The organism is uncultured Caulobacter sp. (assembly GCF_947036865.1).
GTDB lineage: Bacteria > Pseudomonadota > Alphaproteobacteria > Caulobacterales > Caulobacteraceae > Caulobacter.
In genome coordinates this window covers 23111-46925 of sequence record NZ_CAMQSF010000012.1, presented here as the reverse complement: position 1 = coordinate 46925, position 23815 = coordinate 23111, and the positions used below count along the sequence as shown (strand labels likewise).

The following is a 23815-nucleotide window of genomic DNA, read 5'->3' as shown; positions in this document are numbered from 1 at the left end:
CGCGATCCTACGCGGGCGGTCCGGGTCTGGCCGGACCCCGAAGCGATGCCATCAGGTCTGATCGAAGAGGCGCGTGAGCACCTCTTCGTTCTGACAGGCGCCCAGGGCGCGGCGCAGGCGGATCTGCTCATTGATGAGCTGCCGCTCGAAGCGCTGCGCGCCCCGGAGCCGGACGCTGCGCGCTGGAGATGGGAGCCGGGCTTTCATGCCGGCGTCGTGGATTGCTGCCTGAAGCTCCAGGGGCAGAGTTTCGCTTTCGAGATCACGACAGACCCGGAAGTGCGCAAGCTCAGCCGTGAGGCCTTCGACGTAATGGTGAGCGAGGTGCTCGAGGACACCTTCGCGCTCTTCGCCCTCAGTTCGTTCCGGAAGGCTGTGGCCCGCGGCGCCGGACGCAAACCGCCGCCCGTTGCCCGTCTTGAGTTTCTGCGGAGCCGTATGGGCATACTGGTCCAGACGGTCCGCGCCATCGATGCAAGGCCAAGGCGCGTTCTCAAAGCAGAGGACGAGCTGACGCCATTCTGGCGGGCTGGCCGCGCAACGCCGCCCGAAGTGCTGAAGTCCTTCCGCTCAGGGCGCCTGATCGCGGAAACTGGGGGCTCGCGACTTCCCTCCGCGATGCGAGGGCATCTGCCCGCTACGATCCGACGGAGTATCCGCAGGTCCAGTCTCGACATCCCCGCGCACCGGCAGATCAAGGCCTCGCTGGAGGTGTGGGCGCGCTGGCTCGATGGCGTGGCCAGTGATTTCGGAAAGCGCACACCGGAAGATCCTGAGGACGGGCGTCTGGTCAGGCTTTGGGCGCGTCGTACACGACGAATGTCCAGGGAGCTTAGGGACCTCCTGGCGCTACCATTCCTGCAGGATATCGGAGCAGGGCCTCCGCGGCCTGACGCCACGCCAATCTGGCGCGGCGAGCCTCAGTACAGGCGGTTCGCGGCGCTCCATCGTGATTTTTCCAGGGGCATTGCCGACGTCTTTGGCGACTTCCTGCAAATGCCACTGGCGCGGACATTTGACCTCTATGAGCTGTGGTCGTACTTGCGGCTCGCCCGCGCGGCCGTGGTGAAGTACGGCGCCGATGAGGTCGATTTCTCCGGGCTTTTTGAAGCAGGACAGGGCATCACACTGGCCGCCGGCCAGGCGGTCGTTCGCCTCCCCTCGGCGGGGATCGCACTCTGTTTTCAAAGGACGTACCGCGAGTACTGGCGCGAAAGGGATGGTCGCGGCAGCTTCAGCCGTGAAATGCGTCCCGACGTCGCCATTGAGGCCCTTGATGGGGCAGGCCGCCTGATCGTCCTCGACGCAAAGTATCGTATTGGCGCCGGGCTGAACGATGCGCTGGCGTCGGCCCACATGTACCGGGATGCTCTCGTCGTTGCTGATGGCGCGGGCGAGGTGCGCCAGCTGGTGAGCGGCGCATACCTCCTCAGCCCGGCTTCGCCGACTTTCGGGGGCAACTGGGAAACCGCGGCGATGCCGGGGCGGCTGTTTCATCCTGACTATCGGGGGAAGTTCCGGTTCGGCGCCGTGACGCTGGCGCCCGGGATGAATGCCGGCCAGATCGAAATGGCGCTTGAGACGATCCTCAAGGATGCGGATGTCGGAGCGGCGCCCTGACCGCGCGCAGGCCGCCAGTGACCAGCGGCGTCGACCCGCTGACCGCCGAACAACGGCGACGGAACATGTCGGCTATACGTGGGAAGGACACCAAGCCGGAGATGATCGTCCGCCGCGCGCTACACGCCGCCGGCCTGCGATACCGCCTCCATGGCAATCTGCCAGGTAAGCCTGACTTGGTGTTTCCCGGCCGGCGTGCAGTGATCTTCGTGCACGGTTGTTTCTGGCACGGGCATGACTGTCCGATGTTCAAGCTGCCTGCCACCCGCCAAGATTTCTGGCGGGAGAAGATCGAGCGAAATCAGGCACGTGATGTCCGGGACCAAGCGACTTTGCTTAGCGCTGGGTGGCGAGTGCTTACGGTGTGGGAGTGCGCACTCCGGGGGCGGGCAAAGCGCAAGCAGGATAATGTTGCCGCTGCTATCCGCGTGTGGCTTGCCGGGGGCGAACCGAGCGCGCAGATCGGCGGACGGTGGTAAGGCTGATGCTGACCTGTGCCTTTAAGGGCTTGGCAGCGTGCGACGAATTTCTTCTAGCTGCGGCAGGCGTAGCTGTGACTCGCGTTGTCGTATCGTATCATTTCGCCGACGGCGGCTGGCGGAGCTTTTTGTCGAGAGCGCATACGCAGCGGAAGCCCGAGCAGGTGCCTCTAGGAACCACGGCGACCGACCGACCAGGGAGTTAGTTCCTGCAGAGGCAGCATGTCGCCACCTCGGTCCAGCGCCAAGCTGATGCTGCGCATGCGGTCGTCAAACAGTTCGAGCAACTCCTGACAACCGGTGTGAGCGCCAATAATGTCGCTGATGAGCTTGAGGTCAGGAAGTTCGTCGCGGTTTACCAGTCCCTCAAGCTGGGTCAGGTCCGAGATCAGGTGATCAACGAGCACCTTGCCGTTGCCGGCCATCAACGCGACGGCCGGGTGAACGTAATCAGTCCGCGCCAACATCGTATGGAGTCCTAGCGACACGTTCTCGGCTCGCTGCTTCCAATACTTGATTGAATCGAACGAAATATCCTCGGACATAAGTTCGGCGGCGACGATTTGGGTGTCGTACTACGCTTGAGCGAGGGTAAAGCGCACTGCCCATGCGGCTTCTTCGCCCTGTCTGCGACGCAAACGGCGAGCTTGGCGGGCTTCGCCACGCGCTATCCAACTTGCCCCCGCGATGGCGATGATTGACCCGGCAGCTTGCGCCCAGGCGGCGGAATCTCCGCTCCATCCGTACTTCTCGATGTTCACGTAGGCGGCCCAAGCAGCGACCGCGATCAACGCCGTTATGATGCCGGTGAAGGCTATTTCGCCAATACGATTTCGCGCGGCGATGGCGACCAAGGCCAGCATAGTCGGTCGCCCGTTAATTCGTCGCGTCGTCGTGTCTACCGACTTCATCTGTTGCCCCGGGTTCAACGAGCACCGTTCCGGTGAGCACCCGCACACGCATTTCCGAATGACGGCCGAATAGCCGGAGCTAGAGTTCCGCCGTCAACAGGCTTGGGTAAAATCGATAGTAGTTGCGATAGTTATCGATGAAATCGGCGACCGAAATTCCGCCGGCATCATCGAAGCCCAGTCCTTCGATGATGGCCTCTGGAGCTGCGGCGACGACCTCTCGCTCAAGGAATAGCCGCTCGCGTAGTGTCAAGTCGGGGACTACCAGCTTGTGTATTATCGACCAAGTGTCGGATGAGAATGGCCACTTCTCCATCCCGAGCTGTGAAAGCATCTGACCTTCGTCGGTGCGGTCTGCGATGACGCCGGTGATCGAAAGCATCTGGCTGGCGTCGGCATAGCGGACGATCGACAAGGGTCGAAAGGTACGCTTGCTGGTGACCGGAAATGCCTTGAGCGCTGCCGCCGCAAACGATTCCGATATCACTCTAGGGAGGTTATCGGCAGTCATGTCATCGGCGGTTGCCCAAGACGGCATAAACTCTTTGATGCGATTTTGGAGGCCCTGAAACTGTTTATCGCGCTTCTCCTCGGCGGTTTTGAGTTTCTCTGACGGCGAGTCGATTAGTTCGCGCGGGTGAGCATTGACGGTGACGCGCACGACATCGCCCGTACTCAAGCGATCAAGAAGAGATTCAAATTCTCGTATTTGCTCGCCGAGTTTTTTCGGATCGGTGTAGTCCAGCCATACGATTACGCCGTCCGGGCCAGTGAACCCGCAGTTCTCCAGAATTTTGTCAATTTCAGAAACAACTTCTCCTGACGTCTTCTCGATACATTGGCAACTGATCACTGGCCTGTTGAACTTTTGGCGGGCGACCACGGCACCCTCCATGTCGAAGGCGATTAGCCGCTTGATCCCCAACACGCGGTGGATGAGCTTGTGATCCTCGAGCGGGTAGGCCCCCATGCTGAGATAGACGTAGTCGGTCAGCGGGCGCCAGCGTTCGATACGGCTCAGAAGGTCGATGAAGATGCGCCTATCGACGGCTTTATGCGGTCGGAGATGGTAGGGTAGAGAAGCGCCGCTCACTTTTTCGAACTCCGCGCGTCCTTGATCGCGCGGTCGAAGGCTTCCCGCCCGACGTCTCCCGGCTTCACGCTCTCCCCCTCTCCGAAGTAGGTCTCGCCGAGGAATGCGACATCCGCTTTTGGTGCCTCAAAGCGGACCACGACGTGGGTCTTCTCCTCAGTAGGGATCGGGTATTGCGGTTCGTATTTACTAACGGATGGCTGTTTCCGCATCGCAGTGAGTGGGGTTTCAGCAGCGATTGCGCGAAGCTTTGGTAGGTCAACATATTCACTGGCTTTGTATATAGTCTCGAGCTTCTCAGGGAATTTCTTCCACTTGTTTGTAAATGAGGTTAAGCTCTTCGTCGCCTCACGCATCAAGTCCTTCGATTCCGAGTAGACGTTAGACGCGGCGTCAATTCCCCGCTTGGTTGTTGTAAGGGGAAGTTTACTTGGGTCGTCACTTCTCAATAGAACGATGCCCGTAATGGCGATGAACTGGCCATGATAGTTCGGCACATTCGCCTCGCCCCAGCCAGTCAATCGGGTTTTATCCTTCCAGATGACGACTCGGTCATTGCAGGCGACCGTCCAGCCTGCGTCGTCGGTGGTGCCACGGGTTTCCTCCTCTCGGTCGGCCTCCTCTGCCGTCAGCAGTTCGCGGTATAGGCCAGCGTAGATTTCGACATCCACGCCCTCGATCTGCCCCTTGTAGATATAGGGTGCAATACGGCCCCCGCTCACTTCGCTTGTCTGAAGCAAAAGGAAAGGTTCGGGCGTGATCGGCTGCGCCTCCTCAAGAGTCTTGCCGACAAAAACGGAGAAGCCCTTACTGAGTATGATTGAATAATGCTGAGCGACGATTTTTTTGAATTCGTCAATCCAGCCATTCGACGAGAATGCCGCCTTTACCTCTTCGTTGAGCTCCATGACGGTGATCGAGGTGCCGCTTGTCGAGAGCTTGCCATCAGGCAGCTCACGGATGGGCAGGTCATTCCAGCCCTCAGTGCTCATCCATTCGGCGGTGAACTCTACGGAGAAGCCGGTGTCGTTCAGAGATTCGACTAGCGCCTCGGTGCCGAGTTTGAAGATCGCGCGCTTCATCCCGATGCCGTACATCCCAACCGTCGCGGGAGGTCGATCTGCGCTGGCACCTTCTGGCTTCCCCATGGCGAAGGCGTATTTCTTTGCCGTGTCGATTGGAATGCCGCCGCAATTGTCGACTATCTGGAAATGGTCAGTCGCCATGATTATCTTGGCTTCGAACCCTGCATAGGGAGTGGGCGAAGTTAAATCCGGCTTTGACGATCTCAATATCCCGTCAACACAGTTATCTAGAAGGTCGAGAATCGCGTCGCGAAGCTCGATGTCTCTAGTTAACATGCTTACAAAGAACTGTTTGGTCGGCGATGCGAAGGCCGTTCCTATTGTCTTATCTTTTTCCGTCACGTGCCCAAACCTTCGCCCGTCCGAAATGTCGGGAAAGTCGACCAGTCTACCGAAACAGGTTATCAACGCCCCGAGGCATAGTCGGCTGAAGGGGCTCTCGGTGCAAGTGCAACCTCGGATGGTCGATTTGTTCTCCGGTTGTGGTGGGTTCGCCTTGGGTGCCCGCGCGGCCGGATTCGGTGCTGAATTGGCGTTCGACGTTGACCCGATCCTGACGTCGTCATTCTCTACGAACTTTCCAGATTCAACCTTTATCCCTGGCGATCTTTCGACCGCAACCGGCAGCGACATTCTAAACCTCGCCGGTGGCCATGTGTTGGGAGTTTTCGGCGGGCCGCCATGCCAAGCCTTTAGCGACATTGGCCAGCGAAAAGTCGATGACCCGAGACGCGATCTTCTCGATCACTTTTTCAGATTGGTCGCTGAGATTTCTCCAGCGTTCTTCGTTATGGAGAACGTCAAAGGCCTGGGATATGCGGACGCCAAGCCCGTGCTGGACGCAGCAATGGCAAGGGTGGCGGGAAAGTACGATCTGCTCGGCCCCGTGCTGCTCGACGCCGCCGACTTTGGGGCGGCTACAAAGCGCCGACGACTCTTTGTGATCGGGGTGGACCCCCGTCGGTGCGATCCAATCACGCTCGCGGACCTCGAGGGTGCGAAAATGCCGGCCGCGACCGTGGCCGATGCCATCGGCGACCTTTCCTCAGCAGTCGAGTGCGAGCCTGATTTAGGCTTCGACGTCTGGCAGTTGCCACCTTCAGCGGAGGGGAATTCTTATCGCGATCAACTTCTTGCGCCTGACGCCAAGTTCACTGGGCATCGCCAGACAGCGCACACCGCTGCAGTCATTGAGCGGTTCCGCAACGTTGCCCAAGGTGGAGTTGACATCATTGGGCGCCATCCTCGTCTAGCTTGGGATGGGCAGTGCCCAACCTTGAGGGCGGGGACAGGCAGTGATCGCGGCTCATTCCAATCTGTGCGACCCATCCATCCCACCGAGCCGCGCGTGATCACGGTTCGCGAAGCCGCACGCCTTCAGGGTTTTCCAGACGACTTCCGCTTTCATCCGACCGTCTGGCATTCGTTCCGCATGATCGGGAACAGCGTCTCACCAATCATGTCTAAGGCCATATTCTCGCTACTCGCCGCGCGTACAGACCATGGGCGGTTGCAAATAGCCGCAGAGTAAAGTCCGCGAGCGGCGCCTATGCAGTCAAAGTTCGATGAAGACGTGCCGGTCAGCGACTTGACGCGGCGGATTATGAGCCGTGTTTCCAGTCGCAATACCTCACCGGAAATGGCCGTGCGTAGGGCGCTGCACCGGGCGGGGCTCAGATTTCGGCTGCATGAAGCGAATATGCCCGGTCGCCCGGACATCGTACTTCCCAGATGGAAGACAGTGATTTTCGTGCATGGTTGTTTTTGGCACCGTCATGCCGATTGTCGCTATGCCAGTATTCCTAAGACTAGAACGGCGCTTTGGCTTGAAAAGTTTGAGCGGAACGTTGCTCGAGATGCCGTTAACCGTAGGAAGGCAGAAGAGATGGGCTGGCGGGTTCTGGAGGTTTGGGAGTGTGACGTAAAGAAAGATCGATTCAAGGAGCCTCTTCTGGCTCACTTTCAAAGTGTATCCTGCCCCAACCGGCATCGTCGCGTCTCTGCGCCTAGCCGCTGACGCCGGCCAGCGACGCGAAAGTGTGTCCGACCTGACTAACTTCAGACAAGTCAAAGCCGCGAAAGCGAATAGCAACCCAAGGGTCGCCCCAGGAAGCTCTACCCCAACCAGCAGCTGTCGCATCCGCGCTGAGGTGGAAGCGGTCGGGTGCAGCGAAGGCCACTTGGACACCGCCGCCGACGGTGCCTAGTTCGTCCTGACTCAACTGCTCGCGCAGCATGTCGAGCGGCTCACGTCGCCAGGGTTTCGCCTCCGGGTTCAGGTCGCGCAGCCGTGCGATCGCATCGTGTTTGCCGCTTCCGAATAACTGGAGCTCGCCGTTCCCAAGCCTCAGCTGGTCCACGGTAAGATCTATCCCGGTAGCGACCTTATGGACCTTCACCTGCCACGCTTCCACAACGCCAGCCTCGTCGTCCCGGCCGAGAAGAATGCATTCCGTGCCGACGGCGCCGCTGTTCGCAAGGTCGAACGCATACGCTTTCAGGAATACGCCTAAGTGCCTGGCGCAATCTCCCATGCTTGGAAGCTTTTGTTCGCCGGAAGACATGAGCCGCGACCAGAGCGGCAACACCGCAGCGTAGGCCTCCAGCGCTACAAGGGTGCTTCCGGTGTAAGCAAACCCAACAGTACGAGACTTTAGCGGGGGATGGCCAGGATCGCGCCCCAATAAGTGGAGGTCCGCTTCAAGTATCTTCGCGGCGCGGTCCGTCATCCGGTCAATGCCGCCCGTCGGGCCGTCTCTTGACAAGCGGCTGTCGCTGACGATCCATATACGGTCTGCCTCGCTTTCCCTCCAAACCATCAGCAGTGTCATGACGTGGCCTCAGGCAGTGGGATCCGACGCGTTTCCGCGCCGAAGATAGCGAATGCGAAGCAGAAATTATCCGAAATTGAGGGAACGGCTCATGCGCAGTAATGAGCGATAGGCCCAGTGCGAGCTGAGCGTCAATTATCTGAGCGTCGCCCTACTGGAGGGTGGCCAACGGCAGCAACCGGCGCTAGGCGGCCGCGGCCCTCAATGCCTCGATACGATCAAGTGCGATCCGCTCGACCACTTCCTGCAGTGCGGCCACCCGTTCTTCCAGCCAAGCCAGATGTTCATCGGAGATCTCGTAGTGCGCTGAGTAGCGCGCCTCAACATAAGCGCGGCGGATCAGATCGAAGCCCTGGCGCTCGAACTTGTTAGTGCGCGGCCAGACGCCAACAAGTCGACTGTCGAGGGCCTCTGCGCGATCGCGAAGTAGATTCAGTCGATGGGTCTTGGCGCTATATAGCGTGAGGGCCAGGATTAGCCCGTGGTAAGCGCGTTCCGCTGCTTGGTGAAGCTGAAAGGCAGCCTCCTTAGGTCGCCCCTGTCGACGGACGTAAAGAGCAGTATCGAGGAAGCCTACGGCGCTTGCGTGCCACTCATCGAAATAGGCTCTGGTCTCGCTGTAGGCGTCTTGGGGTGAAAGCGCCTCGGGATTGGCGAATGGAAAGCCGGCTTCTTCGAAAAGCGTGATCCCGTCTCTCAGGATATCCGTAAAGAAGTAGCGGCCCAGACGAAGCTTCTCGTTCACGTCGTCGAGGCTGTGGACGATGAAGTTCGGCTGAGTGCGCAGGCGTTCGCCTGAGGCCAGTTCCTTGAGGAGGGTTTCGTCCGGACCGGACCAGAACTCTTCGAGGTCGGCCAGGTCGTCGTGATTTACGACGACGAGGATGTCGAAGTCCGAGAAGTAGCGGCCTTTGGGATCCTCGACCCAATCACCCCGAGCGTAGCTGCCGAACAGAATGATCTTCAGAATCTTGCCATTGCGAAAGCGCGGCATGGTCCGTCGGCTCAGGGCCTCGGCGAAACCCTCCCGCAGGATACCGACCACAAGGTCGAGCTCCTTGCGCTTGGCGGCCGGAAGGTGGTCGAGCGACGTCTTCATGGTTCCTTCGGTGAATGGCTGTCTCGCGGGGAGTCTAGGGCGACAGGCGTGGTTGGCGCCACCGTTCGTTGCGCTTGGACAGAGAATATTCCGTCTATAGTCGCTCTATAGAGTAGCCGCGCGCGTCCTGGCGCGGTCGATTGACGGCGCGGTCGCTGCGATCGCTGGGGCGGCTCGACTCGTGCTAGCAACCGTTTCAGACATGGCCAAGGGCGAGATGGGGCGGGCGAGCGCGCGCGCGGGGCTGGGCCTGCACCACCTGCGCTATGTTCTGGCGGCGGCGGAGGCCGGTGGCTTCCGTCGAGCCGCGCGGCGTCTCGGCGTCCAGCAATCGGCGGTGTCGCGACGGATCCAGGATCTCGAGGCGCGTCTGGGCGCCCCGATCTTTGAGCGCGGGCCGAATGGCGTGCGCCTCACCTCGGTGGGCGAAGACTTTGTTCTCAGCGCCCGGATTGCGGTCGTCGGTCTCGACCAGGTGGTTGAGCGCGCGGCCGATGCGGCGCGCGCCGATCACCGTGTTTTGCGGATTGGCCTGCTGTCGGGCCTCGGCGGCGGAAAGCCACAGGAACTGATGCGCTCGCTGCTGGACAGGGAGCCCGGCGTGCTGATTGAACTCGCCGAGGATTGCCTGAATGGCCTCAGCCTTTCGTTGGAGCGGGGGCGACTGGATCTCGCTTTTCTGCCAGCAGCGGGGGGCAATCTGGCCAGGGTTTCGGCTTGGCGCGAGCGCCTGCTGCTGGCCGTCCCTGCGAACGCGCCTCTGGGCGCCGAGACCTCGGTCACCTGGTTGGCTCTCGAGGGGCGCCGTCTCCTGACGGCCTCTGCGGTCCTCGAAGAGGTGGCCTCTCTCGCGGCAAGGCGACTTGGCCGCGACGCGGCGAAGACGATCGCCGTGGCGGCGACGCCTGCCAGTGTCGCCAGACGCGTCGCGCTTGGTCAGGGCCTGGGGATCGTCAACGAGAGCGATGCGGCTCGCGTCACTGGTGTCGCCTATCGGCCCTTGGCTCGAAGCTTCCTGGCCTTCGACGCCGTTCTTGGGCGGCGCCCACGCAAGGCCATCGTCGACTGTTTTCTGTCTTCGCTTCAGGGCGTCGGCTAGTCGTCGAAGACAATGTCGCGGGTTACGATGACTGTGAGGGGAAGGCCCGGGCGCAGCGTCAGGGTCGGCTGCACGTCCAGCTGCTTTCTCACAACCTGCTGGCCCGTCTGGTTGACCGTGTCCTGCACGCCCTGGCGCAGGGCGCGAGCGATGTCGCTCTCGTCGTCAGCCCCAATGGCGGCGCCAGCACCGAGAGTGCTGGAGAGCAGGGCGGCCTTGGCCATGTCGCCCCAGTGGGCGTTGATCTCGTCCACGAGCCCCGAACGGCCCTGGCTGTCGCCCGCGACCAGACGGTCGAGCTGCAGGGAGCGGCCATCGGGAAAGATCACCCTGTCCCAGGCCAGCAACACACGTCTTTGGCCGAAGGCGACCTGGCTATCGTAGCGGCCGATCAGCCTCGAGCCTTGCGGGATGAGAATTGTCCGGCCGGTCAGGCTGTCATGGATATTGCGGGTCACCTGGGCCGAGACGGGGCCGGGCAGGTCGGAGCTGACGGCGCTGATCAGGGCGGCGGGAATGACGGTCTGCGCGAGCAGCACGTACCGACCTGCCGGCGACGTCGGGCGAAAGGCGCTGGTGGAGGGCGGGCTGTCTTGATCGAGGAACCCGCGACGGCTGTCGGTGATCGAAGTCCCCGAACGGGCCTCGGGGAGTGTCGTCGGTCCCGTCTGCGCCGGGAGTGGCATAGCGATAGAAGGCGCCGTCGCTGCGTTGTTGGTGCGATTGAACACGGGGCTTGTGCGTGCGGTCTCAACGGCCTGAGCTCGGGCCTGCTCTCTTGGATCTTGGCCTGATTGGCCGACCGGCGGCGTGGGGACGTCCTGGCCACGAGCCTGGGCCGCGACGATCGGGCGTCCGAGGTCGCCCGGGAGCGGCGGTCCAAGCCTGGGAACCTCGGCGTAGGTCCTCGGGCCCGTCACCTGCGGGGGGCGGCCATCGCCAGTCTCGGCTTTGAGCACCGTGGGCTTGGGCTTTTGGGGCTGCAGCGCCAGGGTGATGGCGGCGCCGACGCTCGCTGCGGCCAAGCCCGCCAGGCACGTGACCGCGACCCGCGAGAGCCGCGCGACCTTGGGCGGCGGCGCGCGTAGCCGGACGGCGTCGCGGGCGGCTTGGCCTGGATCGGGCGGGCTCACGGGTGCTGGACCCGTTCGATCCGCACCTTGCGGGCCGAGCGTCGGTCGCCGAGCCGGAGTTCGGCCTTTTCGAACAAACGATCGACGATGATCTGGCGTCCGTCGAGCCGATAGTTAATCAGGCCGGCCTTGCCTGCGGCGTCGATCAGGAAGAGCGGCGGAAGATCGCCAGAGGCGACGCCGGCCGGAAAGACGACATGCACCTTGGCGCCATCGTCGAACACCTGTTGCGGGCGCCAGGCGACCTTGTCGCCAGAGATCCGGTAGTCGAAGTTCAAGCGCGCAAGGTTGAGGCCTACGGGCACTTGAGCGGGCGCGGGGCTTGTTGGCGCGACCGCGAGCTTGGGCTTGGACACCGCGATCAGCGAATCTTTCGGATAGGTCCAGGCGACCGAGGCCATGTAGGTCGTCGCGCTAGCCCGCAGCTCGACATAGTAGGTTCGGCGATCGGTGTTGATGACGAGGTTGGTCGCGAGGCCTGGCAGGGTGGGCTTGATCAGAACGTGGACGCGGCGGGTCTCGCCATCGCCGCTTTCGGTGTCGCCGATCACCCATCGGGCGGTGTCGCCCGCCGCGATCGGACCCGGTCCCGCCAGGCGCTCGCCGGCCTCGAGCACCAGATCGGTGATCCGGCCCGGCGCGGTGTAGACCTGATAGAGGCCGCCCTCGCTCCAGGCGAACCGCTGCATGGCGCCCTGGAAAGCCTCGAGCTGCGGCTGGACCCGGGCGGCGGTGTTGGCCGCCGCGACGCTGCGTGGCGTGGGCGTGCGTGTCTGAGCGTTGGTGGTTTGGGCGGTGGCGGCCAGGGCGGCGACGAGGATGGCCGATCGGACAAATGGGGTCACGGGGTCATCTCCTTGGACCAGTCGATCGCGTCGACATAAAGGTGGAGCGGGTTGGCCTTCAGCCGCTCGACCTGGTTGGTCGGCCGGTCGACGAGAGTGAGGATCGCCGACCAGCGCTCGGTCCCGGTCAGGGCCCCGTCCTGGTAGTGGCGTTCGATCCAGGAGAGGCGGAAACTGGTCGGCGAGGCGCGCAGCACGCTGGTGACGTCTACCGACACCTGCTCCTTGCCCACCCGTTGACGCGGATCGTTGATCTTGCCGTAGGCGGTCAGGGCCGCCGCGCCGCGCTCGGTGGTGAACTGATAGGCCGAAAGCCAGTTACGGGTGACCACCACCGGATCGGATGAGACCGATCGCACCTCTTCGATGAAGCGCTCCAGACGCGCGGCGATCAGGAAGTCGCTCGGCTTGAAGTCGGCGGTGGCGGGGCCGACGGTGCGGGCTTCGCCGTACCGGTCGACCTCGACGACCCAGGGCACGATATGCCCTCGGGCGCTCTGCCAGACGAGCGCCCCGGTCAGCACCGCGATCGCGCCGCCCTGGACCAGGGCCACCGCCCAGGCGCGGCGACCTGTGACGGCTAGCCGCCCCTCGCGCTCATCCCAGACCTGCTTGGCGCGGCGGTAGGGCGTGTCGGGTTCGGGCGTGGCGCCATAGCGGATCTCGGACCGGCGAAACATCGGTTACGGCTCCTCGGAAAGGTCGACGGATGCGCCGCCGCCGGACGGGCTGGAACTGGCCGCATGGCTGGCGGCGGCCGCGCCATGGGCGATGGTCTGGCGCTGGTTCATCCGCCGCGCCCAGGCCGGAGGGGTGTTGGGCGAGGACGAGGCGTCCGGCGCGGGGCTGCTCTGGGTGGTTTGGCTCTGACGTGCGGAGTCGAACCGCTGACCCAGGGATTGGGCCATGCGCCGCAAGGGGCTTGTGGCCGCTTCAGTAGCGGCTTTCGCCACCCCCATGGCCCCACCGCTCTGGGCTGCGCCCACCGTGGCGCCCGCCAGGCTCGCCGCGCCCCGCGCCGCACCGGCGGCAAAACCCGCAGCTCCCCCGGCGGCCAGGCTCGCGAGCGCGCCGCCGGCCGCTAAGGCGCCGCCGGCCGCGGCGACGCTGCCGACGGCCGCACCGGCCGAAAGCTGCGGCCCTCCAGATACCAGGCCGCTGGCGATGCCAGGCGCGAACAGGCCAAGGCCCAGCAGGCATAGCGAAGCCAGCACCACGCTCAGGGCTTCCTCGATGGTTGGATCCGAACCGGCAAAGCCGGCCGCGAATTGCGAGAAAAGCGTTGAGCCGATGCCGACGACCACAGCCAGCACCATGACCTTGACGCCCGAGGCCACCACGGAGCCGAGCACGCGTTCGGCCAGGAAGGCGGTCTTGCCGAACAGGCCCCAGGGCATCAGCACGAAGCCGCAGAGCGTCGTCAGCTTGAACTCGATCAGCGTGACGAAGAGCTGAACCGCCAGAACGAAGAAGCTCAGAACCACAATCAGCCAGGCGATCAGCAAGACCGCGATCTGGATGAAGTTCTCGAAAAAGGCGACATAGCCCATCAGCCCGGAGATGCTCTCCAGGAGCGGCCGGCCAGCGTCGATGCCCGCCTGACCGACGCGCCCGGGGCGCAGCAAGTCGTCAACCGTGAAGCCCGTGCCTGACGCCTTGAGGCCCAGGCCCGCGAAGCTTTCGAAGATGATCCGCGACAGCGCCGCCCAGTTGCCGATCAGGTAGGCGAAGGCCCCGATAAAGAGCGTTTTGCGGATCAGCCGGGCGACAACATCCTCCCCCTCGCCGAGGCTCCAGAAGAGCGCGGCCAGGGTGACGTCGATGACGATCAGGGTCGTGGCGATGAACGCCACCTCGCCGCCCAGAAGGCCAAAGCCCGAGTCGATATAGGCGGTGAAAACACCGAGGAAGCGATCAACGACGCCAGGACCCTCCATGCTCAGCGCTCCGCCTTCTTCGCGCCCAGGAACCGGGTTCGCGCATCGTCCCAGGCCTTCAGGCAATCTGGATCCTGAGCGCCTGCCGCGCCGAGCGACTGGCAATGCGCCATGCGCGCGGCGTGCGGGGTGATGACGTGGTCCTTCGTCGCCGCAGCCGGCGTCGAGGTCATGGGCGGGTGGCGGGATTGAAGGGCCGCGACGAGGATCGCCAGGACCGCGAAGGCGGCCGCCGCGAGTCGAAAGGACAGACGCGAGCTCATGGGCGATTGAACATTTTGGCCGAGCCCGGCTGGTACCCCGCGCCGGGCGTTAGAAAGCGCCGCAGTTGTTCCCGCGCCTGGTCCTGAGCGGCCGCGCGCTGGGCGGCTTCCAGCGTCTGGGCGCGGCCTTGGGCGGCGAGGAGGAGGAGAAGGTCGGAGAGCTGTTGCGATTGCAAAGCCAGAAGCTGATTACCCGCCTGGGCCGCTTGAAGCGCGCCGCTCGCCGACTGGCTGGCGGTAACGAGCTGGCCAAGCTCGGTCCGCGAGCCTTCGAGGTTGCCGACCACGCCAGCCTGGACCTTCAATGCGTCCTGGAAGGCCGCGACGCTGTTGCTCCAACGGCTCTTCGCGTCGCTGAGCAGGCCCTGGTTGCTGGCGGAGAGGTCGGCAGGGCGGTAGGCGCCTTGGAACGCCGCCTCAACGTCGGCCACACGCAGCGCGACGCCCTTGGCCTGGTCGATCAGCGCCCGGGTTTGAGCCAGTTGCGACTGCAGGGTCTGCAGGGACGAGAAGGGGAGCGTCTGGAGATTTCTCGCCTCGTTGACGAGCGACTGGGCCTGGTTCTGCAGGGCGGTGATCTGATGGTTGATCTGTTCGAGCGAACGGCTCGCCGTCAGCAGGTTCTGGGCGTAGTTGGTCGGGTCGAAGACGGTCCACTGCGCGAACGCGCTGGCGGGGAGCAGAACGGCTCCGGCCGCGATCGGCGCGATCGCCATGAGGGACCGCCGCGAGAGGCATGGGGCCATATCAGGTCTCCAGTTCGAGCGTGGGGATGAGCTCGGCCGCCCAGCTCAGACCCCGCGCGTGCAACCAAGCGCTGGCGAAGTCCTCAGGCGCGTCTGCAAGCGTCGCGTCGATCAGCGCCTGGTCGGCCTTCGATGACGTCGCGGTGAAGGCCAGGGCGACTTCGCCCAGGCTCAGGTCGAACAATCGGTCACCGACCGGTGACTGGACGTAGTAGTCGCGCTTGGGCGTCGCGCGCGCGATGATCTCGGTCTGGCGCGCGTTGAGTCCGAACCCAGCGTAGATCTCGGCGATCTGAGGCTCCAGGGCCCTGGCGTTGGGCAGGAAGAGCCGCGTCGGGCAGCTCTCGATAATGGCCGGTGCGATGGGGCTGTCCTTGATGTCGGCCAGCGATTGAGTGGCGAAAACGACCGACGCGTTCTTCTTGCGCAGGGTCTTGAGCCATTCGCGCAGTTGACCGGCGAACTGAGGGTCATCGAGCGCCAGCCATCCCTCATCGATCACCACCAGGGTCGGGCGGCCATCCAGTCGGCCTTCGATGCGGTGGAAGAGGTAGCCCAGCACCGCCGCCGCACCATGAGAGCCGACGAGGCCCTCGGTCTCGAAGGTCTCGACGGACGACGAAGAGAGCGTTTCGTGTTCGGCGTCGAGCAGCCGACCCGCGGCCCCGCCGATCGCATAGGGACGTAGGGCGAGCTTCAGCGCGCCATCCTGCAACAGGGCGATAAGGCCGCTGATGGTGCGCTGGTCGGCGGGCGCCGCCGCCAGGGCGGCGAGCGCCGACCACAGACGATCGCGATTGTCCGGCGTCAGGCTCACGCCCTCTCGCGCCAGAAGGGCGACCAGCCATTCGACGGCCCAGGTGCGTTCAGTGACGTCGTCGATCCGGGCGAGCGGCTGCAGCGACGGCGGCGCCGCGCCGCCAAGGTCGTGGTAGCGCCCACCCATCGCCAGGGTGGCCGCGCGGATCGAGCCGCCGAAGTCGAAGGCGAAAATCTGGGCGTTTCGGTAGCGCCGAAACGACAGGGCAAGGAGCGCCAGCAACACCGATTTGCCCGCACCGGTCGGCCCGACGATCAGGGTGTGGCCGACATCGCCGACATGCAGCGAGAACCGAAAGGGCGTAGAGCCCGCCGTGCGAGCCTGGAAGAGCGGCGCGGCCTCAAGATGATCATCGCGGGCTGGTCCCGCCCAGACGGCCGAGAGCGGCATCATGTGGGCGAGGTTCACCGTCGAGACCGGCGGCTGGCGCACATTGGCATAGACATGCCCTGGCAGAGATCCGAGCCAGGCCTCGACGGCGTTCAGGGTCTCGGTGATGACGGTGAAGTCTCGGCCCTGGATGGTCTTCTCGACGAGGCGGAGCTTGTCGGCCGCCGCCCGTGCATCGTCGTCCCACACCACGACATTGGCCGTCACGAAGGCCTGGGCGACATCATCGGCGCCGAGATCCTGAAGAGCGGCATCAGCGTCGGCGGCCTTGTTGGCGGCGTCAGCATCCACGAGGCTGGCGGCCTCGTTGGTCATCACCTCCTTGAGAATGGCTCCGATCGACTTGCGCTTTGCGAACCACTGACGACGAATCTTCGTGAGCAGCCTGACAGCGTCGGTCTTGTCGAGCATCAGCGCGCGCGTCGACCACCGGTAGGGAAACGACAGGCGATTGAGATCGTCGAGGATTCCGGGAAAGGTCGCGGATGGAAAGCCAATGACGGTCAGAACCCGGAGGTGCTTGTCGCCAAGCCGTGGTTCGAGCCCTCCGCCGAACGGCTCGGTCGCGAGCAAGGCGTCCAGGTGCATCGGGACTTCAGGGACACGCACGCCCTGGCGAGTGGTGGTCACCGCCCCGTGCAGGAAGCTCAAGGTCTGCGCATCGTCTAGCCAAACAGCTTCGGGCATGAAGCCCTCTATCAACTGCAGGACGCGGTCCGTTCGCTCGATGAAGCTTTGCGCATGTTCCCAGGCGTCGCGTCCGCGCCTGGCGCGGCCTTCGATCATCAGACCGCTGACGCGCGCGGCGTCCTCGGCCGGCGGACGCCGGACGAACGTCAGGAAATAGCGGCTTTCGAAGTGGGCCCCGGCCTCGGCGAACTGCGCCTTTCGTTCGAGGTCGACGAGGGCGGAGGCCACGTCGGGAAAGCGATCCTCTGGATAGCCCGCAGACGGGTCGCGGCGGGCCTCGACGAACAGGGCCCAGCCCGAACCCAGACGCCGCAACGCGTTATTGAGGCGACCCGTGATGGCGACGAGCTCGGCCGGCGTAGCGCTGTCGAGGTCGGGGCCGCGGAACCGCGCGGTCCTCTGCAGGCAACCGTCCTTGTTGAGGACGACGCCGGGCGCGACGAGCGCGGCCCAAGGCAGGAAGTCGGCCAGGCGCGGGGTCGGATCGCCATAGGGCTGGAGCGCCATCATCGCGGTCAGGTCCGAAGATAGGGTGGATAGCGCAGGTGGCGGCGACCAACCTCGACGAACTGCGGGTCATGACGCGCGGCCCAGACCGCGAGCGCATGGCCGACAAGCCAGAGCAGCAGGCCCACGAACCAGAGGCGGAGGCCAAGGCCGACCGCCGCCGCCAGCGTGCCGTTGGCGATGGCGACCGTCCGCGGTGCGCCGCCCAGCAGCATCGGTTCGACCAGCGCCCGGTGCACGACCGCGAAATAGCCTGCTGGCAACGCCTCGGCGCTCATGCCGAAACGCTCCCTCCGGCCGGCAGGTCAATCAGCGCGCCGCCGCCGAACGAGAAGAACGACAGGAAAAAGCTGGAGGCCGCGAAAGCGATCGACAGTCCGAAGACGATCTGTATCAGACGGCGAAAGCCGCCCGAGGTCTCGCCGAAGGCCAGCGATAACCCCGTGACGATGATCACGATCACCGCCACGATCTTGGCCACCGGACCCTCGATCGACTCCAGGATCGATTGCAGTGGCGCTTCCCAGGGCATTGAGGAGCCGGCCGCTCGGGCGGGCAGCCCGTAGAGCACAAGCCAGGCGGTTGCCGACATGCCGCAGAGCAGGTCGCGCAGGTGACGGGGCGGCCGCCCATGGCGGCGGCAGGGGCTCGGTCTCGTCATGATGCGTCTCCGAGGGGGATGAAGCTGTAGCCGCCGGCGTCGAGGCCCTGGACCGCGACGAGTTCGGTGAGGCGCCGCGCAGCACCCCGGCCGCTCAGCACGGCGACCGCATCGACCGTCTCTGCGATCAGGTCGCGCGGGACGGTCACCGCCGCCTCGGCGATGAGCTGTTCGAGGCGACGCAGGGCGCCGAGGGCCGTGCCGGCGTGAACCGTGGCGATCCCGCCCGGATGGCCCGTGCCCCAGGCCTTGATGAGATCGAGCGCCTCGGGGCCGCGTACTTCGCCCACCACGATCCGGTCGGGACGCAGGCGCAGCGTTGACCGCAGCAGGTCGGTCAGCGAGGCGACCCCGTCCTTGCTGCGTAGCGCCACGGTGTTGGGCGCGGGGCAGCGAAGTTCGACGGTGTCCTCGAGGATGATGACCCGCTGCCGGGTTCCGGCCAACTCGGCAAGGAGGGCGTTCGCGAGGGTGGTCTTGCCGCTGGCCGTGGCGCCGGCGACGAGGATGTTGCGTGGCCAGGCGACGGCGGCGGCCAGGGTGTCGGCTTGCGCGCGGTCCATCACGCCCTGGTCGACATAGTCGCTTAGCGTCACCGCCCGGACGGCAGGCTTGCGAATGGCGAAGGTCGGCGCAGAGACGATAGGCGGCAAGAGACCCTCGAACCGCTCGCCGGTCGCAGGCAATTCGGCGGATATGCGGGGGCTTCGTGCATGGGCTTCGCCGTCGACATGGTGGGCGACCAGACGAATGATCCGCTCGCCTTCCGCCGCCTCCAGCCTTACGCCTGTGTCGGATAGGCCCGTCCCGAGACGATCGATCCAGAGACGACCGTCCGGATTGAGCATCACCTCAACGACATCGTCCTGAGCCAACCACGCCCGGACGTCCGCGCCGAGCGCTGTCCGCAGCATACGGCTGGCGCGCGTTTGACTGTCGTCTGGAAGCGGGATCGCCGACACGATCGAAGGCCTCGACAAGGCCCGGCGCACCGGGCGGGAGGCTCTCTAGACAGGACCAAAGCGCCGGCGGCGCAACAAGGGTTTAGCGCTCGGCGAGGCCTGGCGTGCAAAGACAGGCGCTGGCGAAAATTGCGCTCCGATCGGAGTGAGAGGCATTGCGCGGACGACGCTGCAAGGCCGATGCTACCCGCCGGAGGAAGCATGGACTTCGTCGACAACCTGCGGGCCTTGGTGCTCTCTCAGTTGGCCTTGGCCAATCGCGATCCGGAGAAGATTGGGGCGATCGCCGACGCCCTCGTCGAGATGTTGGCCGCCGCGCTCGTGGTCAACCATCGCGACGACCTGCGCGCCCTGGACCAGGCGTGCGCCCTCCTCGAGGGCGCGATCAACCGCTCGGCGCTCGAGCAGCAGGCTCGACTGAAGTCTTTCGGCGCCTTTGACGATCCTGACGCTTAGATCTCGGGGGCGTCCGCTTCGCGTGCGCTGGCCTCGATGTCGCGCGACAGGTTTGCGCCCTTGGCGATGCGACGCCCGAGGCTGGTCAGGAAATTCTGGTAGCGTTCGCGACCCTTGGCTTGCTGAGCGGCCAGGGATGCTTCGGGCAAGGCCAGGGTGTTGGCCAGCCAGAAGCGAACGAAGAGGCCAAGCGCCTCGAGGATGATGCCGACGACCTGCTCTATGCGGTCAGCCTGGCGCGACAGGCGGTCTAGCCTGCGGCTCAGCGCCGCCTCCAGTTGTTCGGCGCCATCTGGCGACAGGAAGCTCTCCAAGGCCGCCTCGACCACCAGCGCCTGTGAGATACGGCGCCTTAGCGCGTATTCGGCCAGCCGTTTGCCGAGGCCGGGTGGAAGCCGAAAGGTGTGTTTGACCCGCATGACTAGAGCTCCATCCCGTCGTCTGGGTCCATCGAGGCTTGTCGCGCGATGCTCGTCTGACTGCGTTCGAACTGGCGCGCCTTGGCCGCGGCCATGTCCTCCGCGAGAGAGTCGTCGAACGCAAATTCGTCTCGGGAGCCTGGGGGCAATGCGAGCTCGGGCAGCGCAAGCGAGTACTCGCGCGGGCTGGGCCCTTCGCCGTCCGCCATCGCGCCGGGGCTGGTCATCGCGGGCGCTGCCTCCCTGACCCGTGGCTGAATCCTCCAGCCGTGCGGCGCGGTCGACAGTCGGCTCGGGACGGGGGGCGGTAGAATTCGGGCCGCCAGACGGCGGTCTTGAAAGTAGCGTGCTTTCTGCGCGCGGATCGGCGGCGCGCCGGCGATCAGAACGATCTCATCGTCCGCCGGGAGCTGCATGATTTCGCCGGGCGTCATCAGAGGCCGCGGCGACTCGGCTTTCGAGACCATAAGATGGCCAAGCCAGGGGGAGAGACGGTGCCCCGCATAATTTCGCATCGCCCGCTCTTCGGTGGCCGTGCCGAGGGCCTCGGAAATCCGCTTGGCGGTCCGCTCATCGTTGGTCGCAAAGCAGATGCGGACGTGGCAGTTGTCCAGGATGGCGTTGTTGGGGCCGTAGGCCCGCTCGATCTGATTGAGCGACTGGGTGATCAGAAAGGCCCTGATGCGGTAACCCGCCATGAACGGCAACGAGCCCTCGAGGAAATCCAGCCGTCCCAGCACCGGGAGTTCATCGAGCATGAGCAGGAGATCCTGGCGCCCGTTCACGTCCTCCAGGCTCTCCGTCAGACGGCGGATAATCTGATTGAGGATCAGCCGGATCAGCGGACGCGTTCGGCTCACATCGGAAGGCGGGATGACGAGATAGAGACTGCACGGCGCCGCGACCAGGTCGGCGATCCGCCAATCGCAGCGGGCGGTCACCGTGGCGACGACCGGATCTCTGTAGAGACCCAGAAAGGTCATAGCCGTCGACAGAACGCCCGAGCGCTCGTTCTCGCTCTTGTTCATCAGTTCCCGGGCGGCGCTGGCCACCACGGGATGGACGCCGGCTTCACCAAGATGCCGCGTGGTCATCATGGCCGCGAGCGTCTGCTCTATCGTGCGGCTCGGATCCGACAGGAAGGCGGCGACACCGGCCAGGGTCTTGTCGGGCTCGGCGTAGAGGACGTGCAGGATCGCGCCGACGAGAAGGGCGTGGGAGGTCTTCTCCCAGTGGCTGCGCTTGTCGAGGCTACCTTCCGGATCAACGAGAATGTCGGCGATGTTCTGCACATCGCGAACTTCGGTCTCGCCGGCCCGAACCTCGAGCAAGGGATTGTAGGCCGAGGATGTCGCATTGGTTGGATCAAACAGCAGGACGGGTCCGAGCTTCGCGCGAAATCCCGCCGTGAGGGTCCAGTTCTCGCCTTTGATATCGTGAACGATCGTCGAGGCGGGCCAGGTCAGAAGGCTCGGCACCACCCAGCCGACGCCTTTGCCCATACGGGTCGGTGCGAACCCGAGCACATGTTCTGGTCCGGCGTGGCGCAGATAGTGATCGCTGTATCGACCGAGAAACACCCCGTCGTCGCCGAGAAGGCCCGCGCCGCGAACCTCACTATCGCTGGCCCAGCGTGCGGTTCCGAAGGTCGACGCCCCGTCACGCTCACGGCTGCGCCAGATCGCCATCATGATCGCCAGGGCGGCGGCCAGAACGCCGCCGCTGGCCGCGATCGCGCCGCCGCGCAGGAAGGTGCCCGGCGCATAGGCGTCATAGGCGAACCACCACCAGAAGAAGGCGGGCGGCGGATAGACGGGGCGGCCCGCGAGAAAGAACCACGGAGCCCCAAGGGCCGGTTGGTGAGCCAGCGACGCCGCGGTCCATTGCGTCGCGGACCACACAGCCGCGAGCGCCACGCCCAAGACGAGGATGATCGTCAGCCAGAGGACCTTGGAACCCTGCATGTTCAGGATCAAGGGGCTCGGACGAGGCGAACGCCAGTCTCTGTCAGGCGCGTTCGCGCAGCAGCGTGCAAAGACAGGCGGCGGCGTAGGGCCGCGCTTTGATTGTCGGTGGCGGCCGCCCTAAGGTAGTGGCTGTCTGGGCGGGGCGCCCGACGGCATGTCCAGGCGCTCGCGCTAAAACCCTGGGGGTCCTCGCAGACCTTTCCACCGCCCCGCCCAGACTCCCTCGAAGTCCTACGATGTGGTCGGCCTCACCAGCCGCGTTTGGTCGGCCGCATGCCTTCGATCGGCAAGGACGGATCGCGTTTGAGGCGACGGGCCCAATAGCCATCGAAGGCGGCGGCGCCAGAGGGGGACAGTTGCAGTGCGTCTTCGCGGCCCTGCGGCGCTTCGAGCAGCCCAAGCTTGACCAGCGGATTGATCGCGACGGTTGGGTACGTCCGCTCGCTTTCAGCGGCGCCCTCCACTCGCCATCGTGTCCGGCCATTGACATCATCCGGGACGAGCACCAGCCCTTCCTCGCGCAGGCCGTGGATCGGTCGCGACTTGATCCCAAGATACTCTAAGGCCTCGCGCGATCGAGGCGGGATGCTTTCCCAGCTTAGGGCCGGCGATGCCGGAGCGCCTCCTCCATCGCGGCCAAGCTTGAAGGCTCGCTCGAGTGCGGCCGCGACGGCGCCGATTGTATTCTGAGAGGCTCCCGACATCCGAGCCGCGCGATCGGCGCGGATGATGCGGCGGGCTTCTTCGCGAAATTGCGCTTTGTGGTTAGCTGGGACCGGGGGCGACTTCGCTGTCATGGTACTCCTGCAGACCCGACGTCACGACGCCGCCCATAACAGATCCAATCGCCAACCGGCGCAATGACCACGCGACTTCCCGTAAAGAGGTGGCTCTTCGCAGATTTAGCCAGCCCGCCTAGTCGAAGGCGCGATTGAGCTCCAGAGCGAGACGCACGCCCGCTTTCTGCAGTTGCAGGGCGGCGGCGGCGCTTGCCCGTTCCGCATAGCCTTCCGGCAGGGCGATCGGCGTCTTGTCGTTTGAGCAGCCGGGCGCGGAGCCAACTGTATAAGCCGTCGATTTAGCGACGGCGAAACTCTCCATCGCCCAGCTCTTCGCGTCCCCCTTTTCCCAGGCCTTGCGTTGCGCGGGCGTGATCCTGGCGCTCAGCGAAGCGGCGATCGTCTTTGCATCGGGACCGAGCGCATCGACGACGACCCCGTCCCAATAGCTGTGGAGGTTGACGGTGCGCGGACCGCCGAGCGCCAGAGGGACGCAGTTTCCACCCTTGTCCTGATTGTCCGCGGCATGGAGTGGCTGATGCAGGTCGCCGACGAAGTGCAGCACGAACTTGAAGGCCAGAAGACGCTCGGCGGCATCGGTCCGTGGGTCGGCCAGCTCGCGCTCGAACGCCTCCAGCCGACCCACCACGCAATCCTTCGCCGGACCCGCGCTCGCGGGCGTCCCGCTGGCCGGGAAGCCGAAGCAGGCCTCGGCGAGGTCAGGATGGTCGAGCTCCACATCAGCAAAGTGCCACTCCGACGTTTCCCGGTGGTCTCGCCGATAGGCGTCCGCCCAGGCCGCTCGCGATCCCAGGTCACTTTCCGTCAGGACGTCCGGATCGCTGGCGAGCAGGGCGTCGACGGCCGCCGCGGCCTTCGGCGTAAGGTAACCGCGCGCGATTTCGGCAACCACGGCGTGGCCGGTGCGGCCCCAAGCCATAGCCGAGGCTGGCATGGCGACGAGGGCGATCAGGCTGGCCCGAAAGGCGAAGCGTAGCATGGGGAGAACTCGGTGAGAGGGAC

The 23815-nt window shown here is 64.6% G+C and carries 26 protein-coding genes; 6 read left to right on the top strand and 20 right to left on the bottom strand.

Going from position 1 to position 23815, the window contains the following annotated elements; genetic code table 11:
* The first annotated feature begins 45 nt into the window (after positions 1–45).
* Positions 46–1620 (top strand): DUF2357 domain-containing protein, encoded by a 1575-nt coding sequence (locus tag Q0V34_RS09360; protein WP_297510998.1) that lies wholly within the window; start codon positions 46–48, stop codon positions 1618–1620.
* 17 nt (positions 1621–1637) lie between these two features.
* Entirely contained in the window at positions 1638–2099 is a 462-nt protein-coding gene (locus Q0V34_RS09355) for a very short patch repair endonuclease (RefSeq protein ID WP_297510996.1), read from the top strand.
* Positions 2100–2269: 170 nt separating this feature from the next.
* Here the strand turns inward: Q0V34_RS09355 and Q0V34_RS09350 are convergent, their stop codons facing one another.
* From Q0V34_RS09350 to Q0V34_RS09335, 4 genes are all read right to left on the bottom strand, one after another.
* Complete coding sequence (locus Q0V34_RS09350; protein WP_297510993.1) at positions 2270–2644, bottom strand: hypothetical protein; 375 nt, start codon at positions 2642–2644, stop codon at positions 2270–2272.
* Positions 2645–2674: 30 nt separating this feature from the next.
* Positions 2675–2962, bottom strand: a complete 288-nt coding sequence (locus Q0V34_RS09345) for a hypothetical protein (RefSeq protein WP_297510990.1) — start codon at positions 2960–2962, stop codon at positions 2675–2677.
* A 127-nt stretch (positions 2963–3089) separates the two neighbouring features.
* Positions 3090–4103, bottom strand: coding sequence for an O-methyltransferase (locus Q0V34_RS09340; protein WP_297510987.1), 1014 nt, complete (start codon positions 4101–4103; stop codon positions 3090–3092).
* Positions 4100–5530 (bottom strand): ATP-binding protein, encoded by a 1431-nt coding sequence (locus tag Q0V34_RS09335; RefSeq protein ID WP_297510984.1) that lies wholly within the window; start codon positions 5528–5530, stop codon positions 4100–4102. Before Q0V34_RS09335 ends, Q0V34_RS09340 begins: the two co-directional genes overlap by 4 nt.
* 100 nt (positions 5531–5630) lie before the next feature.
* Here Q0V34_RS09335 and Q0V34_RS09330 point away from each other — a divergent pair, with 100 nt between their 5' ends.
* The gene (locus Q0V34_RS09330) at positions 5631–6719 is read left to right on the top strand and encodes a DNA cytosine methyltransferase (RefSeq protein WP_297510981.1); all 1089 of its coding nucleotides are present in this window, start codon (positions 5631–5633) and stop codon (positions 6717–6719) included.
* An 18-nt stretch (positions 6720–6737) separates the two neighbouring features.
* Entirely contained in the window at positions 6738–7205 is a 468-nt protein-coding gene (locus tag Q0V34_RS09325; protein WP_367272050.1) for a very short patch repair endonuclease, read from the top strand.
* Here the strand turns inward: Q0V34_RS09325 and Q0V34_RS09320 are convergent.
* Together Q0V34_RS09320 and Q0V34_RS09315 are read right to left on the bottom strand one after the other, a co-directional pair.
* Complete coding sequence (locus Q0V34_RS09320; protein ID WP_297510977.1) at positions 7195–8019, bottom strand: hypothetical protein; 825 nt, start codon at positions 8017–8019, stop codon at positions 7195–7197. The two genes, Q0V34_RS09325 and Q0V34_RS09320, sit on opposite strands and share 11 nt — an antisense overlap.
* A 184-nt stretch (positions 8020–8203) precedes the next feature.
* Positions 8204–9118 carry a HEPN domain-containing protein gene (locus tag Q0V34_RS09315; RefSeq protein WP_297510974.1) on the bottom strand — a complete coding sequence of 305 codons (915 nt, stop codon included), beginning with the start codon at positions 9116–9118 and terminating at the stop codon, positions 8204–8206.
* Positions 9119–9320: 202 nt separating this feature from the next.
* On the opposite strand from Q0V34_RS09315, the gene Q0V34_RS09310 reads away from it, so the two are divergent.
* Positions 9321–10217, top strand: a complete 897-nt coding sequence (locus Q0V34_RS09310; RefSeq protein WP_297510971.1) for a LysR family transcriptional regulator — start codon at positions 9321–9323, stop codon at positions 10215–10217.
* Here Q0V34_RS09310 and Q0V34_RS09305 read toward each other — a convergent pair.
* The 10 genes from Q0V34_RS09305 to trbB all read right to left on the bottom strand — a co-directional run bounded on the left by Q0V34_RS09305 (position 10214) and on the right by trbB (position 19123).
* The gene (locus Q0V34_RS09305; RefSeq protein WP_297510968.1) at positions 10214–10948 is read right to left on the bottom strand and encodes a TrbI/VirB10 family protein; all 735 of its coding nucleotides are present in this window, start codon (positions 10946–10948) and stop codon (positions 10214–10216) included. The genes Q0V34_RS09310 and Q0V34_RS09305 overlap by 4 nt on opposite strands.
* 398 nt (positions 10949–11346) lie before the next feature.
* Complete coding sequence (gene trbG, locus Q0V34_RS09300; protein ID WP_297510965.1) at positions 11347–12195, bottom strand: P-type conjugative transfer protein TrbG; 849 nt, start codon at positions 12193–12195, stop codon at positions 11347–11349.
* Positions 12192–12875 carry a conjugal transfer protein TrbF gene (gene trbF, locus Q0V34_RS09295; RefSeq protein WP_297510962.1) on the bottom strand — a complete coding sequence of 228 codons (684 nt, stop codon included), beginning with the start codon at positions 12873–12875 and terminating at the stop codon, positions 12192–12194. Before trbF ends, trbG begins: the two co-directional genes overlap by 4 nt.
* Before the next feature lie 3 nt (positions 12876–12878).
* Positions 12879–14132, bottom strand: a complete 1254-nt coding sequence (trbL, locus tag Q0V34_RS09290) for a P-type conjugative transfer protein TrbL (protein WP_297510959.1) — start codon at positions 14130–14132, stop codon at positions 12879–12881.
* Positions 14133–14134: 2 nt separating this feature from the next.
* Positions 14135–14395, bottom strand: coding sequence for a putative entry exclusion protein TrbK-alt (gene trbK-alt / locus Q0V34_RS09285; protein ID WP_297510956.1), 261 nt, complete (start codon positions 14393–14395; stop codon positions 14135–14137).
* A complete protein-coding gene (trbJ, locus tag Q0V34_RS09280; RefSeq protein WP_297510953.1) occupies positions 14392–15111 on the bottom strand; it encodes a P-type conjugative transfer protein TrbJ in 720 nt (239 codons plus the stop codon). Before trbJ ends, trbK-alt begins: the two co-directional genes overlap by 4 nt.
* A gap of 31 nt (positions 15112–15142) precedes the next feature.
* Positions 15143–17551 (bottom strand): conjugal transfer protein TrbE, encoded by a 2409-nt coding sequence (trbE, locus tag Q0V34_RS09275; protein ID WP_297510949.1) that lies wholly within the window; start codon positions 17549–17551, stop codon positions 15143–15145.
* A 5-nt stretch (positions 17552–17556) separates the two neighbouring features.
* On the bottom strand, positions 17557–17826 hold the full coding sequence (locus Q0V34_RS09270; protein ID WP_297510947.1) for a VirB3 family type IV secretion system protein: 270 nt from the start codon (positions 17824–17826) through the stop codon (positions 17557–17559).
* Positions 17823–18209, bottom strand: a complete 387-nt coding sequence (locus Q0V34_RS09265) for a TrbC/VirB2 family protein (protein ID WP_367272049.1) — start codon at positions 18207–18209, stop codon at positions 17823–17825. The genes Q0V34_RS09270 and Q0V34_RS09265 overlap by 4 nt, the downstream gene beginning before the upstream one ends.
* On the bottom strand, positions 18206–19123 hold the full coding sequence (trbB, locus tag Q0V34_RS09260) for a P-type conjugative transfer ATPase TrbB (protein ID WP_297511084.1): 918 nt from the start codon (positions 19121–19123) through the stop codon (positions 18206–18208). The genes Q0V34_RS09265 and trbB overlap by 4 nt, the downstream gene beginning before the upstream one ends.
* Positions 19124–19372: 249 nt before the next feature.
* Here trbB and Q0V34_RS09255 point away from each other — a divergent pair, with 249 nt between their 5' ends.
* The gene (locus tag Q0V34_RS09255) at positions 19373–19627 is read left to right on the top strand and encodes a hypothetical protein (protein WP_297510942.1); all 255 of its coding nucleotides are present in this window, start codon (positions 19373–19375) and stop codon (positions 19625–19627) included.
* Here Q0V34_RS09255 and Q0V34_RS09250 read toward each other — a convergent pair.
* From Q0V34_RS09250 to Q0V34_RS09235, 4 genes are all read right to left on the bottom strand, one after another.
* Positions 19624–20046: a CopG family transcriptional regulator gene (locus Q0V34_RS09250; RefSeq protein ID WP_297510939.1), complete on the bottom strand. Its 423-nt coding sequence runs from the start codon at positions 20044–20046 to the stop codon at positions 19624–19626. The two genes, Q0V34_RS09255 and Q0V34_RS09250, sit on opposite strands and share 4 nt — an antisense overlap.
* A gap of 2 nt (positions 20047–20048) precedes the next feature.
* Positions 20049–22010: a conjugal transfer protein TraG gene (locus Q0V34_RS09245; RefSeq protein ID WP_297511082.1), complete on the bottom strand. Its 1962-nt coding sequence runs from the start codon at positions 22008–22010 to the stop codon at positions 20049–20051.
* Positions 22011–22261: 251 nt separating this feature from the next.
* Complete coding sequence (locus tag Q0V34_RS09240) at positions 22262–22810, bottom strand: hypothetical protein (protein ID WP_297510936.1); 549 nt, start codon at positions 22808–22810, stop codon at positions 22262–22264.
* A 118-nt stretch (positions 22811–22928) separates the two neighbouring features.
* Positions 22929–23792, bottom strand: a complete 864-nt coding sequence (locus Q0V34_RS09235; RefSeq protein WP_297510934.1) for a S1/P1 nuclease — start codon at positions 23790–23792, stop codon at positions 22929–22931.
* Positions 23793–23815: the final 23 nt, after the last annotated feature.

Excerpts from the sequence above, each read along its gene's own strand:
- Q0V34_RS09245 (WP_297511082.1), bottom strand. The coding sequence starts at position 22,010 with ATGCAGGGTTCCAAGGTCCTCTGGCTGACGATCATCCTCGTCTTGGGC.
- trbJ (WP_297510953.1), bottom strand. The coding sequence starts at position 15,111 with ATGGCGATCGCGCCGATCGCGGCCGGAGCCGTTCTGCTCCCCGCCAGC.
- Q0V34_RS09270 (WP_297510947.1), bottom strand. The coding sequence starts at position 17,826 with ATGAGCGCCGAGGCGTTGCCAGCAGGCTATTTCGCGGTCGTGCACCGG.
- Q0V34_RS09235 (WP_297510934.1), bottom strand. The coding sequence starts at position 23,792 with ATGCTACGCTTCGCCTTTCGGGCCAGCCTGATCGCCCTCGTCGCCATG.
- Q0V34_RS09315 (WP_297510974.1), bottom strand. The coding sequence starts at position 9,118 with ATGAAGACGTCGCTCGACCACCTTCCGGCCGCCAAGCGCAAGGAGCTC.
- Q0V34_RS09345 (WP_297510990.1), bottom strand. The coding sequence starts at position 2,962 with ATGCTGGCCTTGGTCGCCATCGCCGCGCGAAATCGTATTGGCGAAATA.
- Q0V34_RS09320 (WP_297510977.1), bottom strand. The coding sequence starts at position 8,019 with ATGACACTGCTGATGGTTTGGAGGGAAAGCGAGGCAGACCGTATATGG.
- Q0V34_RS09325 (WP_367272050.1), top strand. The coding sequence starts at position 6,738 with ATGCAGTCAAAGTTCGATGAAGACGTGCCGGTCAGCGACTTGACGCGG.
- Q0V34_RS09360 (WP_297510998.1), top strand. The coding sequence starts at position 46 with ATGCCATCAGGTCTGATCGAAGAGGCGCGTGAGCACCTCTTCGTTCTG.
- Q0V34_RS09350 (WP_297510993.1), bottom strand. The coding sequence starts at position 2,644 with ATGTCCGAGGATATTTCGTTCGATTCAATCAAGTATTGGAAGCAGCGA.
- Q0V34_RS09265 (WP_367272049.1), bottom strand. The coding sequence starts at position 18,209 with ATGACGAGACCGAGCCCCTGCCGCCGCCATGGGCGGCCGCCCCGTCAC.
- Q0V34_RS09240 (WP_297510936.1), bottom strand. The coding sequence starts at position 22,810 with ATGACAGCGAAGTCGCCCCCGGTCCCAGCTAACCACAAAGCGCAATTT.
- Q0V34_RS09250 (WP_297510939.1), bottom strand. The coding sequence starts at position 20,046 with ATGCGGGTCAAACACACCTTTCGGCTTCCACCCGGCCTCGGCAAACGG.
- trbE (WP_297510949.1), bottom strand. The coding sequence starts at position 17,551 with ATGATGGCGCTCCAGCCCTATGGCGATCCGACCCCGCGCCTGGCCGAC.
- Q0V34_RS09310 (WP_297510971.1), top strand. The coding sequence starts at position 9,321 with ATGGCCAAGGGCGAGATGGGGCGGGCGAGCGCGCGCGCGGGGCTGGGC.
- trbK-alt (WP_297510956.1), bottom strand. The coding sequence starts at position 14,395 with ATGAGCTCGCGTCTGTCCTTTCGACTCGCGGCGGCCGCCTTCGCGGTC.
- trbL (WP_297510959.1), bottom strand. The coding sequence starts at position 14,132 with ATGGAGGGTCCTGGCGTCGTTGATCGCTTCCTCGGTGTTTTCACCGCC.
- trbF (WP_297510962.1), bottom strand. The coding sequence starts at position 12,875 with ATGTTTCGCCGGTCCGAGATCCGCTATGGCGCCACGCCCGAACCCGAC.
- Q0V34_RS09255 (WP_297510942.1), top strand. The coding sequence starts at position 19,373 with ATGGACTTCGTCGACAACCTGCGGGCCTTGGTGCTCTCTCAGTTGGCC.
- trbB (WP_297511084.1), bottom strand. The coding sequence starts at position 19,123 with ATGCTGCGGACAGCGCTCGGCGCGGACGTCCGGGCGTGGTTGGCTCAG.